Here is a 16,062-nt window from a genome sequence, read left to right as displayed (position 1 = left end):
TTTTTAATTTATTTCACAGTAAGCTATACAATGACTGTATTTCTAGTTCTATGTATCTACATATATCTTTTTAATCTATAAAAAAACGAAGGGACGATTGTAGCTTATCATAATTGGAAAAATAGGGTCTTGCCATGATGGAATCGTGCCCGTATCTACCTTGTTTTAGACAGTGCTTACCTGTTTAAAGCCAAGATCGGATAAAGCGTTTTCAAGAGAACTGTTGATTATTTTTGGATTAAAATCTAAGCCAGAACGGTTAATGACATGGGCGATCGAGGGACGTACTCCAGTGATAATAATTTCTACACCTATTAATTGTAATGTTTTAGCGATTTGAAAAAGAGAGTTTGCAACTATACTGTCCATGATCGATACTCCTGAAAAATCTATTATGAAATAGTTCAGCTTCAGTCTAATTGCTTCGTTTAACGAAACTTCCATAATCCGCTTAGCACGGTCGTAATCAACTGATCCAATCACTGGCAGGACTGCAATACCAGAAGAAATAGGAACAACGGGGACAGAGAGTTCCTCAAGTTCTATAGAAGCTGACTTCTTAAGTTCATTGTAATGCTGATCGTGAACTTCTCCAGTTATTCTGAAAACAGAATCAATTAGCTTGTCGAATCGGCTGGCTATTTCCACGATTGTATTACATGAAAATCTATTTTGCTCTAATTCCTCGGTGAATATTTCCCAAATGACCGGGCGGAAAAGGGATATGACTCTTAAAATCTGTGTTAAAGAAATGCCATATCGAATGGTAAGGTTGGCTACATCCTTTGCCCATTTGCCTACAGATTTAAAAACTTCTTTTTCATTTTTGTAGAGTGCTTCTCCAAAATAACCTATTAATTGTGATCGGTAGTTCAAAGATTCCGACTCCAGCAATGTGAATTTTTCAGAATGCTCTTTTGTATATTCACGGATATTTTTATTCAATAATCTAGCGAGTTCAACACGATTTTTAAAGATTTTCTTGCCTATGAATTCGAACTCTTCTTTCGACATTTCGCATCTCCTAAGGTTTGAATTCTTGAATCCCGGGTTTTCCTTTCTAAAATAATGGATAGGATGTACTGATTTTGATTTAAAAATCAAAACAGTAGATGAAGAGGTTGAGTAAAGCGTTGATGCTCATGAGGATTAATGAAGATTTCAGAATGTTCCCTAACCCTAACATATAGGTTAAGTAAAAGCGAGGGAAACACAAGCAACTTTAAGTTATATTCTTCATCACCTGTAAAAGATAATAAAATGGTTTCTTGAGTTAGGAGGTTTTCTTCGCAAATTTTTATATACTGCTGGAAAATTATGCTGTATTATTATGTTATACGATATATCGTTATGCATAATAATTAATGAAGGGGTGCACGCAATGGCATATACCGGAGGGCCAATGACGGAAGCGATGTATTATGTGCTGCTGGCTTTAATGCGTCCAAATCACGGTTACCAGCTCATGCACGCTATTACGGAGGTTTCACATGGCCGAGTGAACATGGGACCAGGCACACTTTACGGAGTCCTTTCGCGGATGCAGAAGGACGGCCTGATTGCTCTGGCTGAAAATGATGGCAGAAGGAAGACTTACGAAATCACCCAGGAGGGAAAACAAGCACTGCGGATTGAGTATGATCGGTTGAAAGCATTGATTCAAGACAGTTGGATTCTAGAGGAGGGTGAAGGGAATGGGTAGACCGGTCTATAAACTCCGGCCAAGTGATTATTGGAGAATCGGAGAGCATGAAAGCTGGTTTTCCGATATGGCGGCCAAGGGGCTTTTTCTGAAAAAGATGGGGATCCATTTTGCCAGATTCGAAAAAGGTGAACCGCAAAAGGTGAGATATAGAATCGATGTATCCTTGAAGAAAAGGATTCCTGCTGAACAAATAGAGATCTATAGTGAAAGCGGCTGGGATTACGTCACCAGCTACAGGAATTTTCAAGTCTTTTCATCACCTGATGAACTTAATGCACCGGAACTTCATACAGATCCTGCCGAACAGGCTTATACATTAAGGGAACTTGATAAAAAATTGGCGTGGAATGCAATTGGCGTGATTGTTGGCCTTGTTTTAATGATTGGCATGATGGCTTCGATTTGGTTTCTTGATGGTATTCCTACATATGTCATCGTGGATGGAACAGCTATCCAGCAGACGATCCTAACGATTTTCATTGCTTATACCGCCTATCACTCACTGCGTGCAGCCTTATCAATTCGTGATTTGCGGAAAAGATTGGTCGAAGGGAAACCGATTAACCATCAAGCTCCCTGGAAAAAACATCATCGCATTCACACAACTGCTGCTTTTCTTTTTACAGTATTGGTGGGGGTGAGCGCGGTCATTCCGTTCATACAGCTTGTAAAAATGGATACGAAAACTTTGCCTGAAACAAGTGTCGACTTGCCAATTATCAGGTTGGCAGATGTAGAGAGGAATCCGGAATTGGTTCGTTCAGGAACAACCTATATGAGTGACAATGTTGATTGGGGGAATCGTTACTCGTACAAGTGGAGTCCGCTGGCGCCCGTGCAATATGAGACTGATGAATCCGGGCAGGTTCCGGGTAAACTGTGGGACGATAAAAGTGGTGAATATTCACCAGCAATTCATACACAGGTTTTCGAATTGACATTTCCAGACATGGCCGACAACCTGGTTTCAGATTTGATCAAACGATACCAATATGAAAACCGCCAGGAAAAGTATTTGAAGAAGAATCATCCAGACTTAGACCTTCTGATTGTCCATGTCGAGAAAGAAATGAAAGAAGTATTCGCATCAAAAGGAAACACCGTCATGTATGTCCAGTATCATGGGAATGCGAACGTAGGCACGGTAATAGATAATGTAGCTGAAAAGATTCGTTGATTTCCAGTATAAGTTTTCTTGAGATTGTAATTAAGCATTCGGCTGGGATTGGGCGGATAAGCAGGCATTGGTGATTTTGACAGGTTTTAAGTTGTAGGAGGCAAAGCTGTCAAGTACCCGTTGGTATTTTGACAGGTTTGGAGATGTAGAGCGAAAGCTGTCTAGAAACCGTTGTTATTTTGACAGGTTGGGAGTTTTTGATTGAAAAGCTGTCAAGAATCCGTTGTTATTTTGACAGGTTTGGTGATGTTGAGTGAAAACCTGTCAAGAAACTGTCGTTATTTTGACAGGTTTGGTGTGGTTGAGCGAAAAGCTGTCAAGAAACCGTTGGTATTTTGACAGGTTTGGTGATGTAGAGAGAAAAGCTGTCAAGAAACCATCGTTATTTTGACAGGTTGAGAGATGTTGAGCGAAAAGTTGTCAAGAAACAATCGTTATTTTGACAGGTTGAGAGATGTTGAGTGAAAAGCTGTCAAAAACCCGTTTTTATTTTGACTGTCATCTTATCGAGCGTGATCCATCAAGGATTAACGCTTATTTTTGTTGAACAACACGTAACAGTATAGCTAGGAAGATATACTCAAAAATATTTCGATAAGTAAGTTATTTAAAATGTTATTTTCAATATAAATAAGTTTATAAAGAAGGGGTGGGATTTTAATTCGAATGAATTCGGAGGAAAATGAATGAAAGCCATCGTTTATAACAAATATGGTTCACCCGATGTTCTTCAGTTTACAGACGTCGATAAACCTATTCCTCAAGACAACCAGGTATTGGTAAAGATTCATGCTGCCTCCTTAAATTATGGGAATTTAGTGCTTCTTAAAGGAGAGCCCTTCTTAGCGCGCTTCGCCTTTGGCCTTGTAAAACCAAAATACTCCATACCCGGAGGTGACATTGCAGGTCGGGTAGAAGCAGTTGGTAAAGACGTTAAACAGTTTAAGCCAGGTCAAAATGTTTTTGGAGACCTATCTCGCTGTGGCTGGGGAGGATTTGCTGAATATGTAACTGTTCCCGAGAATGCACTGGCATTAAAACCGGAAAACACCACTTTTGAAGAAGCAGCCTCGGTACCTATGGCCGCAGTTACAGCCTTACAAGGTCTAAGGGATAAAGGCAAGATTCAGGCAGGACAAAATGTATTAATTAATGGTGCGTCTGGTGGTGTTGGAACTTTTGCCATACAAATCGCCAAATCATACGGGGCAAACGTAACAGGTGTTTGCAGTACGAGAAATATTGATATTCTGCGATCCATTTGTGCAGATGAAATCATTGATTATACGAAAGAGGATTTTACCGAAAAAGGGCAGAAGTATGATTTGATTCTTGGAGTTAACGGACACCATCCAATTAATGCATAAAAGCGGTCATTGAATGACGATGGAACTTTTATACACGTTGGGGGTTCGGGGTCCCAAATGTTTCAAACAATGACCTTGGGATCCTGGTTCTCACTCACCGGAAAGAAAAATATGTCTACCTTATTACAGAGGCAAAACCAAAAAGATTTAATTTATATGAAAGAACTCCTTGAAGCCGGAAAAGTGAAACCTGTCATAGATAAAACTTTTAAGTTGAGTGAAGTGAAAGAAGCTTTCATATATTTTGAACAAGGGTGCGCTCAAGGAAAAGTAGTGATCACTATATGAAAACTTGATTCGATTTAAAAGTGAATAGAATGAAGGCTGGCGATATATAGGTTGGTATCGCCTTTTTAAATGAATGATACTTGATTAAATCGGATGTAATTTTAGTAAAGGGTACGTTAATCCGGAGTGGATTAACGCTTTTCGTATAGAATAAAATATTAACCAGCTGGAGCGACAGTTTAACAAGGAGTTTAAGATATTTATGTTGTATATTAATTAGTAATTCTTAAATAAATCAATAGGCAGGAAAAATTATGAGAAGAAAGAAGTTATTAATTGGCGCTCTTTTGGTAATGGCCATTTTCATTATGGGTGGAAGAGACTTCTATTTGGCAAAAGAAGATCATCCACCTAACTGTTCCTTATTAACAGAAGTTTATAAAGACGGAGGAACAAAAGTTTATACAGGTATAGGCTACAATGTCATTGATTATAATCAACTCGACGGACGAAAAGATGTGGTGTTTATCCCTTTTTATCTAAAGCCTTGGGAAATAAAATGACCTTTTTTTGTGGATAAAATAGAGGGAACATTGGCCTTAGGGGGCAATTTGGTTGCTCGGCAGGTAAGGGTTAAACATTTGTTACAAATGAGGTGAAATCTCTGAAATCAAAAAAACTCCTAATTTTAACTGCAATATTATTTAGTATGATTGGATTAATTTTTTATTTCTTTTATGGTACACCATGGGGCATGATTTCCAATAAAAACAAATTTGAGACCTATCTAGAAGAAAAATATAATCAGGATTTTACAATAAAAAAGATTTCTTATGACATTCTGCATGGAAGAACTTATCATGCTTATGCTGTTTCAGAAAATAATCCAAAAGTAACTTTTCATGTAGGACAAAACTTAACATCAGCTGGAATTGATGATGCCTATCATTATGAAATGTGGAAGTACCAGGCAGAAACTGAGATAACACCTCTAATTGAAGAAACTTTCCCTGATAAGGTTAATCATGCAGTTGAGATTAGTGATTTCTTGAATCCCGGAATTACCAACAGTTCGAATGTGCCTAACTATCAAGAAATGGTCATTTTAGAAATCGGTATTGCTATGGATCTTACCGAGATTAACGAAGAAAACGAAGAAACAGAATTGAGAAAGGCATTAACACTTTTAAAAGCATTGAACGAAAAACATTTGCATATTAGCCATTTTGGAATCAGCTATAAAAATAAGGCATTGCAATTGAACACTATTGGACTTAAGTCGGTAAATACGTATCTGGATTTAAAGAAACGTTTAATAGATTACAAATAATATTGGAAATGATCTCTCAACACCGTTTTTTTCATTGTGTTAGCGGGACAAGAAAAGAGCAGCCTGTTACGTTACAGTACGTAACAGGCTGCTCTTTTTAAGTATCTAAACCACAGAATTACATTGAAAAATGATGGATCCTGTGATAAATTTATATAGATATGCATTGTTAAATAAAATTAAAATATAATTATCCCTATTTTAATTATACAATGCTTTCGAATGGATAGTCAACTATTTTTATAAAAAATTTAGGGGTGTTGCTATGAGTAAGGAACTCCAGAGAGAACAAAAGCGATTAAACGGGGTAATGGAGACGATTCGAAATGAAATCGGCAAAATGGAAAAAGAAACTTCCAGGCTGAAAAACGAGGTTGTTCATATCCGTAAACACTTTTGGGATGAGGTCAAAGTAAATACGGACACTTTTGATGATTTCCTGGAGACCATTATCGGTTTAAGGCAGGAGGCACAAGCCCTTTCTGTTAGCCAAAGTACTCATCGTCATTCATCCAAGCGTTTGGCCACACTCCGCCGTATGGAAGAGATTCCTTATTTCGGCCGGATTGATTTTACCGAAGAAGGTACTTCTGCTCCGGAACCTATCTATATTGGCATCTCCTCACTCGTTGATGCAGAAGGTGAAGACTTCTTGATTTACGACTGGAGGGCCCCTATATCAAGTGTTTACTACGATTACCAGCCGGGCCCAGCTATGTATCGGACACCCGGCGGTCCAATTGAGGGCAATTTAGAGAAGAAGTGGCAGTACCTGATTCGCCGTGGCGTTCTTCAATCAATGTTCGATACGAGTCTGACGATTGGAGATGAGGTTCTCCAGCAGGTGCTCGGAAAAGGCACTGACAAACATATGCATAATATTGTGGCGACGATTCAACAAGAGCAAAACAAGATCATCCGGCATGACCGCGGCAGGCTGCTTATCGTACACGGGGCGGCTGGCAGCGGTAAAACATCAGCCGCGATGCAGCGTATTGCTTATTTGCTTTATAAATACCGCGACCAGTTGAACACTGATCAAATAATCCTGTTCTCTCCGAACAAAATGTTCAGCAGTTATGTATCCAATGTGCTGCCGGAACTTGGCGAAGAAAATATGCAACAGGCAACATTCCAGGAATACCTTGACCATCGTTTGAGTAAGGAATTTGATGTTGAAAATCCTTATGAGCAACTTGAATATGTTTTAACAGCAACGAATGCACCTTTTTATAGCTCGAGGGTCGCCGGGATCACCTTCAAGGCATCGGTCCAATTTTTCGAAGCGATTCAGTCCTACACGAAATCCCTTAAGTCATCGGGAATGGTATTCAAGAACATCAATTTTAGAGGAGAGCCCCTTGTGACCTCCCAGCAAATAGCGGACAAATTTTATCAGGGGTCTACAAAGTTCCATAGCCGTCTGGATCAATTGAAGGATTGGCTGCTGAAGCAAATTGCAGAAGCCGAGAAGCTTGAAGTGACTAAACCATGGGTCCAGGAGGAAATCGAGCTGCTTAGCGATGAAGAGTATCATAAGGCATATACCTATTTAGCTGAAAAAAAGGGATATAAAGGGGAAGCCATCCACGATTATGAGATTGAGGATGAAGGGTTGGCACGTTTGGTTGTTCGCCGGAAGTTCCAGCCATTACGAAAACGGATCAAGGCATACCACTTTGTTGACATCAAGGGAATATACAGGCAGCTATTCACCGATCACACCCTGATCGACCAGTTGTATGCTGGGGGAATACCAGAGGAGTGGCCTGATCTTTGCGTTTTAACTGTAAACATGCTTGACGATGGTAAACTATATTATGAGGACGCCACACCATTTTTACTTTTAAAAGAACTGATCTTTGGCTTTCAGTCGAACAGTTCAATTAGACACATTGTTGTGGATGAAGCTCAGGATTATTCAACTTTTCAATTCGAATTTTTAAAGCGCCTGTTCCCAGCGGCAAGGATGACTGTGTTAGGTGACTTTAACCAGGCGATCTTTGCGCATGCCAGTGAGACGGTCGATTTTCATAGATTGACCAGTCTGTATGGACCGGAAGATACAGAAGTAATCAATATGGCCCGGAGCTACCGATCGACGAAACCGATTATCGAGTTTACTCGAAGGCTTGTTCCAAACGGTGAAAGGATTATTCCGTTTGAACGTAATGGTGACCGTCCGGTGCTTACTCAATTGAAGGATCAAACAGAATTGCACAGATGCATTGCCTCCAAAGTCGACGAGTTGCGTAGTCAGGGGTATCAAAGTATTGCGATCATCTGCAAATCTGCTGAGGAAAGTTTAAAGGCATACCATTCGCTGTCTGGCATAGAAGGAATAAAACTTATAAAGAATGGATCAAGTGAGTATGAGCAAGGAGTAGTGGTCATCCCTTCTTATCTTTCCAAGGGAATCGAATTCGATGCTGTCCTTATTTATGATGCATCAGCGGAAGTTTATGGAGAAGAGAGTCTGCGCAGAATATTTTATACTGCCTGCACCAGGGCCATGCATTCTTTGCAGCTATTCAGTGTAGGTGAACACAGCCCTTTTTTGAGGAACTGTATTCAGGAAGATTTGATTCAAACAGAGTCTGTATGAAGATAAAGCAAAAAAAGCTGAAGAGATGCGAAGGGATCAATGCGTCTCTTCAGCTTTTTATCTATTCATTCAATTATTTACGGGTGATCATTTGTGGCGGCTCTTCCATCCATCCATTTTTAATCATGATTTTAGCGCCTTTATGTGCATACTCAAAAACATCTTTTGTAAAAATGCCCATTTTGGCAGGCAAATCATTACGTAAACTAAATGCGGTGCCAAGGGAGGTGCTTCCCAGTGAGAAACTGCAGAACAGGCTTGTACAATACATCATTAACTTATCCGAAAATGGTGCTTCTGTAGATTTAGTTGCATTTCCACCGGCAGTTTGCGGGACAGGGAGGTCATCCTGGATCATTAGTTCGCTCAATTCTTTCACGATTCCTTTAGCAAGCTCTGCTCCTTCAAAAAAGAATTTCTTCACCTCATTATCTTTGGCACACTGTGCGAAACCCAAAATCATTTGCATGCCTGTGAGGTTTGATTCAATCCCTTTATGAATATGCGCCACCTCAACCGTGTTGAAGGTCCTTTTCTGTGTAAATGGATTGAGGGAACTTGCGCTTAAGTAATCTTTTTCTTTTACAAATTCCACTGACTTTGGCATGGAGACGAATGGAGCCCTGACAAGGAGACCTTTGTCGAGCAGATACTGAGAACAGATCCTGTAATACTTCTGGGTAAGTGCAGTCAAATCTGTCAACAGAATATTGATATCTTCCCGGAATGTCATCGTTAGATTCAGTGCATGAAGTCCCATGCTGATTTCGTTTAATAGCCGGACAAACATTATGTCAAAGCCGTTATCATATAACTTGGGGGCATCCTTAAACACATCTTGTGAAGTATATCCAGTCGGAGTGACGGCTCCTTCTTGTTCATAAATGGAAATGATTTTACTTACAAACACTTCTAGTTCACTATGTAAACTACTCAAGATTTGCTTCGCTTGATCATCATCAGCTTTCTCAATGAAATATTCCAACATCCTTAACAACATCGTTTTTTCCTGGTAGGTGAGCCATAATGACCCTAGTTCGGATGAGGTTAAGGGAGCTTTTTCCGGCATGGTGAATCCTCCCTGAACATGTTTTTAATAGGGTTTGCTGAATAACCATTTTTCATTCCTATATGTAAAGGAATGAAGAGCGTTGGTAAGGGAAATTAATGACAGTCCTAATTAAAAAACTCATTAATCTGTATAATAATCCGAATTTATTCATCTCTATTTTTCAATCTGGAAGGTGGACGTCTTGCAAAGTAATATTTAAAATAAAAGTATTAAATTCAGGAGGTGTTACATGAAAACAGTAGTGAATGAGCCATCACTTTTTGAACAGATTTTTGAGAAATTGACATTTCCAGTGTTAATTTTGGAACTACTTGACGGAAATTTGGATAATTATCGTCTTTACGATGTGAATGATGCAGCATGTTCCTTATTGAAGTATTCAAAAGAGGAGCTGCTCACCAAAGAGATTTGGTCCCTATCCAGCAACCTAACGCCTAAAGTATTAGGCACTGTAAAAGACCTGCTTATCAAAGATGGCAAAATATCTACTGTATTGGACCTTCCTGAACGAAATGAAAACCTGATTACAGTAGAAGTAAATGCATCATTGATTAATATTGGCAATCAACAATTTATATTTTGCATGTTAAAAGAATTTTCAACCCGACACTGCCATCACGACGCACTCGAGGAAGAAAACCGCTATTTGCGTACTGTGATGGACACAATACAGTCGTTTATATTGATTCTTGATAAAGATGGAAGAGTAAATAATTGGAACCAATACGCGGAAAAAATCTCAGGCTATACCCTCGAAGAAGTTCAGTACAAAAAGTTTTGGGACTTTTTTATTGATAATTCAGAGAAACAGCGGATCGTGGAAAATTATTTATCCGGTAAAATCCCTGCAGATTACGAAAATTTCTGGCGTATGAAAAATGGTGAAAAAAGATTTATCAAATGGAAAAGTGAAACCGTTAAAGACCAGGCAGGGAATATTCAATTTATTTTAGCCACTGGTGTTGATATTACTGATAAAGTTCTTTCTTTTAAAGAGTTGGAGAAAAGCAGGGAAAAATATAAAGCACTTGTTTCCTCGATGCAGGATATCGTCATTACGATTGACCAATCCTATAAGATCACCAGTGTACATGGGAAATGGATCGAGACGAATGATTTTACTAGGGAAGCCTTTGAAGGTAAATCGATTCACGAACTCTTTAACGATTCGAGGATCCAACAAATGGAAGTCCAAAAAGCTCTCTTAGGAAAAAATACAGAATTCGAATGGGATTTAGAGATAAATGGTAAAACCCATTATTTTCATAGTGTTTTGTCACCAATCGTATTGAAAAACCACATGATAAAAGAGGTTGTAGGTGTTACTCGTGACATAACTTATAAGAAGAATCTCCAGGAATACCACAAGAGGATTTATGAAGCCTTGACAAGCGGCGTGATTCTTCAGGACACAAACGGGAAAATCGTCTATGCTAATAATAACGCAAGCGAAATTTTGGGATATAACCAAAAAGCCTTAATAAATATGACCTCCCTTAATGCGGAATGGGATGCCGAGAATGCATTAGGAGAACCATTATGTGGCAATGAGCATCCTGCAATGAAAACGTTGGAGACTGGTGAAGAGTTCAGTAATATCGAGATGTTTGTATTCAATCCTGTCAAGAACGAAAAAAGGTGGATCCTAATTGACACCAGGGCAATATTCGAAGCGGGCAGCAGCAATAAGATAGAATATGTCCTTTCAACATTCCACGATATTACAGAAAAAAAGGAAATGGACCAGATCATGCAGCAATCGCAAAAGCTAGCGATGATTGGCAGGCTGGCTTCTGGAGTGGTTCATGAAATACGGAACCCGCTGACGAGTATCATGGGACTTCTGAAATTCGTGGAGGAAGGTCAGGATCAGAATAAGGTTTTTGACTATCTTCCCGTCATAAAAATGGAGTTAGAGCAGATCAATAGGTTCACGAACGAATTTATCGAACTTTCCTATTCAAAGGAATATGACTGGACCGTGGCGGATATCGACAGCATCATTCGATATTCACTGAATTCCCTGCAGACTGAAATTAATGATTGCAATATCATCACCAAAATTGAAAACAACTGCAATAAGGATTTATTGGTGAACTGTATTGAGCCACATCTTAAGCTTCTGTTTATCAATCTGTTTAAAAACTCAATTGATGCCATGCCCCACGGTGGAAACCTGACGACCAAGCTGGAATGCATAGAAGAAAAAGTCGTGGTAAGTGTCATCGATACAGGAAATGGAATCAGCCCTGAACGCTTAAAGCATCTTTGTGAGCCTTACTATTCCACCAAGGAAAAAGGGACTGGTCTAGGGTTAATGCGTAGTTTGAAAATCGTGCATGATCATAATGGGAAAATCGATTTTTCCAGTGAAGAAGGGAAAGGAACAGTTGTCACGGTTGAACTTTTTCTGAAATAGAAATACTCATTCTAGTTTTATGAAGTGATAATACCATTACCATAGTGATTGTCATGAAATGAAGCCCTTCTTTGCTGGAGGGCTTTTTTAAAAATGAAAACGGAGGGCAAGCCCTAAACTAGGACCTGCCCCTAAGTCTATTATTTTGAGTATATCGATTTTTGGTCCCAGATGTTTGTCCGGGTTTTTAACTTATAATTATAGGTGGAATGCAAGTTGATTGTGACCTTTATATTTCTGAGTGAATTCTCATCAAGATAAAGTGTGTTTGGATTGTTTCTTTTTATAAAATCCAGGTAGGACCCTTTGTGGATCCTGAACCATTCTGTGCCCAGCCGGAGTACATCCGAATTGATCGTTAGGCCTTCCTTAAAGCTTTGATGTATTTCCTCATGGATGATTTCTTCAATTTCCTCTTGTATTTTCGTTTCTGATACGTTTTGAATGCTTTCAAGGATATCGGCGTCACCTTTTACTGAAACTTCGAAAATAGGTTTTTCTTTTTGCTGGACCAATTGAATATTCATTTTTGAAGTTGTCACTTTTACGACGGTATGCGGATTTTCTTTTTCACCGAGGATATAGGTATTCTTCGTAGGTGCATGTTCTCTCCATCTGATCCCCTTAATTTTATCAACAGATTTAAAACCTTGATAAGTCTGGTTTTCATAAAAGTAAGCTCCTGTAAAGGTTAAATTTTTATAGGATGATTGATCTTCACTCCATTTATCGTCTATTCCAATCGAAGGTACATAAGATGCTCCAACTGGTTCATAGAACTGAGAAATAAATTCCCTGTATGAGAAATGCTTGAGAAGGCTTTCGGTATCCTCTTTTCTTGGTTTCAGGAGAATCGTGTATAGCGGAGGATAAAAGAATAACCCATGGGTTGTGAATATATCTGGAATAGATTCCTTTGTGCCAAGGATGAAATTGGTTTGGCGAAAAAAATCCAGTCGGCCCAATTCTTGTGTGACTTTTAGAAATCTTGTCTGGAGAACTTCTTCAGATAACAAAATAGTCCGTACATGGCGCAAATATAATTGCGGCTGGGAACTTCTCTGCAATTTTGCAATGATTTCACTCAATGTTTTGCCTGAGCTTTTCCCAATCCAAATGGGGGAGGGTTCCGCAGGTTTTGCATTTTCAGGTTTGGCCACGCCTGAAAAATCAAGGGCCATTGTATAAACAATGTAGTCATTTGTCTCTTTATTGAAGTCGATCCCGATGGCGACTACATAGGTGAAATCCTGGATATTTTGGCTTGCGCCGCAGCTGGTTAAAATAGGGAGCAACAGTACTATCAGTAATTTCTTTAAAAGCCGCATTCTAATCCTCCTGTCGGGTTGGATCTTCTGGCCGCAAGGAAGCGTCTCTTCTGGTCAGCATATTCCACGGCATTTTGAAAAAGGATACACCCAGTTTTGAAAGTGAAAAAGGATAGGAGAAGGACAAATAAGGTACACCATGAGATGTCAAAGTTGAGAAATAAGAAATAATCAATAGTGTCCCGACGACAATCCCGAAAATACCGAAAAAAGTACCTAATAATAGAATGACGATCCTTAATAACGTTGCTGCGCCTCCGAGGGTGGGATTCACAAGAGTATAACCGCTCACGAAAACGATACCCCCAACAACCAGCATGGAAGGAGATGTCAAGCCGGAGCGGATGGCTGCATCTCCGACAATCAAGCCGCCAAGAACCGATACAGTTTGACCAACAGAACGAGGCAGCCTCATTCCGGCCTCATGGAAAAGTTCGAAAAGAAAGAGCATGATGACCATTTCCATGGATGTAGAAAGCGGAATGCCTAATCGCGAAACACTGATAGTGGCAACCAGCTGAAAGGGGATTTGATCAATATTATGGGTGGTGAGAGCAACCCAAAATCCAGGCAAAAGGATGGAGATGAACAGCGAGCTGAGACGCAGCATCCTCTCAAATGAGACATATAAATAATTTTGATTTAAATCCTCTGGTGATTTTATTAGGTTTGCAAGATGGACAGGGGCAATTGAAACTAACGGCTGCCCATCAATCATCAACGCATACCTGCCTTGATTTAAGGCTTCAAGAACAAAATCAGGTCTGCCGCTATTATCGGATGTTGTCATGAGAGACCTGGGTTGGTCTGCTAATAATTTCTCTATTTGTTGAAGACTTGTCACGACATCCAAATCAAGGTTGCTGATCTTGTTTTTGATATCCTCCAATAACGTTCTATTGATTATGTCATCGATATAAATAAGTGCCAAGTTGACATTGCTTCTTTTACCGATCACGAACTTTTCCACTTTTAATTGCTTGGATTTATAACGCTTTCTGATCAAAGCCAGGTTGGTATTCAAATCTTCAATAAATCCGTCTCTCGGACCCTGTACAGATGGTTCGATAGAGGATTCCTCCGGGGTCCTGGAAGGGATTTTAGTTACACTGATAGCAAGTATCGAGCTATCCAAAAAAATAAGAAGGCTTCCTGAGAGAAGCTGAAGCTGTATATCATTCATGGGGGCATCTGTCAGATCGTTGACGAGAAATTCATCTTTGGAGAAATTCGTGAAATCCTTTATTTTGCCTTCTGCGTTTTTTAATTTTGGCAATATGACCTGGTTAATATAATTCACATCGACTAAACTTGCGAAATAAGCGAATTCAAGGGAAAAATGGGTATACCTCTTTTGAATGAAAACCAGGTCGTCACAATTCAAGAACTCTGCTTTTAGTTGGGTGATCAGATCATGACTTTTCAAGAGGCTTATTCTCCCTTCTTTTTGATAAATAGACCAAAAAGGTTAATACAGTTGTAACAGTCACTACTAAAATTAAGCAGAATGGAAGGAAATATAGGTACAGGAATTTATTGATGTCATATGTATCAAGCTTCAAAAAGGTAGTACCATAGATTATCAAAAATAAAAATGGCAGGAAGAATTTATTTTTCCGTTTATTAAGATACTGGTTGATAATATAAAGGAACAATCCAATCCGGAAGAAAGCTCCGCTTACCCACTGAAACATAGCCAGGAAATCCAAGCGGGAGATGAATTCTCCTATTTTCAAAAGCTTCCATTCCTCATATGCTGGAAATGTAAAATTTCTTGCCTCGACCGGACCGAATTCCATAATAGCCGCCGACAATGGACCAATGGTTAAGCCAATTAAAACTAACCCCAACCAAAAGATATCTTTGAATTTTATTTTTTGTGTAAGATGATGCTGAATCAAAATGATGACAAAGATTTCGGTAAGACCTGATAATGCATAGAAAATCCCTTTTAAAAAAGGAGCATATCCATTCAGAAACAAAGGAAACAAGTATTCTACATCTTTTTGGGTGGTATTCACACTCATGATAAAAAAACCAAGAAAGACGACCAGCGGTAAAACAATGGTTGACATGATGGCAAGTACCTTTAAGCTCCTCGTAGAAAGCCAGTAACAGGATATAAGCAATACCGCAGAAACAAGAAAACTTGGAGTGGTCGGGAGAAAATATATCTCAGCCCAGTAAGACGTATCCAGGAATGTAATCGAAGCATGGACAAAAAGAATCAACAATAAGGGCAGCACAAACAGGGCGGCAAGAAACTTTCCATAACGGTGCTTAAGCCAGTTCGTGATCTTCTCCTGTTCAGTGTTTTTAGTAATGTAGTAAACCATCCAGATAAAAAGTAAAAAAGGGAAGAAAGAAGCCAAGACACTTACCCACGCATCCCTGGCCGCCGATTCCAGTAACATAGGAATCAGAATGACATGGTTAAATAACCCCGTCGACAGGACCATGATAAAGAAAACTTCCTTCGCCCTTAGAAGATTATAATTCAATCGAAATTCACCACCAGATTCATTCCCAACAGAGATATCGTTAGCATATTGGAATATTTTTATGCATGAGGGCTAGGCTTGCTTCTATTAGTCTAGAGTCGAGGTGGAAGTTGGGTGTAGAAGCAGAGTTGAGTTCGGACAGGTTTGGTGGGAAAAGGTGAAAAGCTGTCNGAAGTAGGGNCNAGTTCGGACAGGTTNNGNGGAAAAGNNGAAAAGCTGTCNGAAGTAGAGGTAAGTTCNGACAGGTTTNNCNGGAANAGGTGAAAAGNTGTCNGAAGTAGAGGTAAGTTCGGACAGNTTGCTGGNAAAAAGGTGAAAATCTGTCCGAAG

11 protein-coding genes and 1 pseudogene are annotated in these 16,062 nt (G+C 39.4%); 7 read left to right on the top strand and 5 right to left on the bottom strand.

Translation table 11 applies throughout. The features are described 5' to 3' along the window. Positions 1 to 165: 165 nt before the first annotated feature. Positions 166 to 1,014, bottom strand: coding sequence for an STAS domain-containing protein (locus ACNAZ4_RS05930; RefSeq protein WP_415813309.1), 849 nt, complete (start codon positions 1,012 to 1,014; stop codon positions 166 to 168). A gap of 367 nt (positions 1,015 to 1,381) precedes the next feature. Here ACNAZ4_RS05930 and ACNAZ4_RS05925 point away from each other — a divergent pair, with 367 nt between their 5' ends. The 6 genes and pseudogenes from ACNAZ4_RS05925 to helD all read left to right on the top strand — a co-directional run bounded on the left by ACNAZ4_RS05925 (position 1,382) and on the right by helD (position 8,412). Further along, positions 1,382 to 1,702: a PadR family transcriptional regulator gene (locus ACNAZ4_RS05925; RefSeq protein ID WP_415813308.1), complete on the top strand. Its 321-nt coding sequence runs from the start codon at positions 1,382 to 1,384 to the stop codon at positions 1,700 to 1,702. After that, positions 1,695 to 2,882, top strand: a complete 1,188-nt coding sequence (locus tag ACNAZ4_RS05920; RefSeq protein WP_415813307.1) for a DUF2812 domain-containing protein — start codon at positions 1,695 to 1,697, stop codon at positions 2,880 to 2,882. Before ACNAZ4_RS05925 ends, ACNAZ4_RS05920 begins: the two co-directional genes overlap by 8 nt. A gap of 686 nt (positions 2,883 to 3,568) precedes the next feature. Then, positions 3,569 to 4,537: pseudogene (locus ACNAZ4_RS05915) on the top strand (NAD(P)-dependent alcohol dehydrogenase). Between the two features lie 254 nt (positions 4,538 to 4,791). After that, a complete protein-coding gene (locus tag ACNAZ4_RS05910) occupies positions 4,792 to 5,040 on the top strand; it encodes a hypothetical protein (protein WP_415813305.1) in 249 nt (82 codons plus the stop codon). 191 nt (positions 5,041 to 5,231) lie between these two features. Then, positions 5,232 to 5,807, top strand: a complete 576-nt coding sequence (locus tag ACNAZ4_RS05905; RefSeq protein ID WP_415813304.1) for a hypothetical protein — start codon at positions 5,232 to 5,234, stop codon at positions 5,805 to 5,807. Positions 5,808 to 6,072: 265 nt separating this feature from the next. After that, positions 6,073 to 8,412, top strand: a complete 2,340-nt coding sequence (helD, locus tag ACNAZ4_RS05900; RefSeq protein WP_415813302.1) for an RNA polymerase recycling motor HelD — start codon at positions 6,073 to 6,075, stop codon at positions 8,410 to 8,412. A 73-nt stretch (positions 8,413 to 8,485) separates the two neighbouring features. Here the strand turns inward: helD and ACNAZ4_RS05895 are convergent, their stop codons facing one another. Further along, positions 8,486 to 9,481 (bottom strand): DUF3231 family protein, encoded by a 996-nt coding sequence (locus tag ACNAZ4_RS05895; RefSeq protein WP_415813300.1) that lies wholly within the window; start codon positions 9,479 to 9,481, stop codon positions 8,486 to 8,488. Positions 9,482 to 9,713: 232 nt separating this feature from the next. Between ACNAZ4_RS05895 and ACNAZ4_RS05890 the strand changes: the two genes are divergently transcribed. Next, positions 9,714 to 11,903, top strand: coding sequence for a PAS domain-containing protein (locus tag ACNAZ4_RS05890; protein ID WP_415813299.1), 2,190 nt, complete (start codon positions 9,714 to 9,716; stop codon positions 11,901 to 11,903). A gap of 140 nt (positions 11,904 to 12,043) precedes the next feature. On the opposite strand, the gene ACNAZ4_RS05885 is transcribed toward ACNAZ4_RS05890, so the two are convergent. From ACNAZ4_RS05885 to ACNAZ4_RS05875, 3 genes are read right to left on the bottom strand one after another with little or no spacing between them, the layout of a single operon-like run. Beyond that, the gene (locus tag ACNAZ4_RS05885; RefSeq protein ID WP_415813297.1) at positions 12,044 to 13,231 is read right to left on the bottom strand and encodes a Ger(x)C family spore germination protein; all 1,188 of its coding nucleotides are present in this window, start codon (positions 13,229 to 13,231) and stop codon (positions 12,044 to 12,046) included. A 1-nt stretch (position 13,232) separates the two neighbouring features. Further along, complete coding sequence (locus ACNAZ4_RS05880; RefSeq protein WP_415813296.1) at positions 13,233 to 14,657, bottom strand: spore germination protein; 1,425 nt, start codon at positions 14,655 to 14,657, stop codon at positions 13,233 to 13,235. Next, positions 14,644 to 15,732 (bottom strand): GerAB/ArcD/ProY family transporter, encoded by a 1,089-nt coding sequence (locus ACNAZ4_RS05875; RefSeq protein ID WP_415813295.1) that lies wholly within the window; start codon positions 15,730 to 15,732, stop codon positions 14,644 to 14,646. The genes ACNAZ4_RS05880 and ACNAZ4_RS05875 overlap by 14 nt, the downstream gene beginning before the upstream one ends. Between the last annotated feature and the right edge of the window lie 330 nt (positions 15,733 to 16,062).

It is taken from the genome of Mesobacillus thioparans, assembly GCF_965138835.1.
Lineage (GTDB): Bacteria > Bacillota > Bacilli > Bacillales > Cytobacillaceae > Mesobacillus > Mesobacillus thioparans.
The sequence above is the reverse complement of the archived record's forward strand: the minus strand, read 5'-3'. Positions and strand labels throughout refer to the sequence as shown.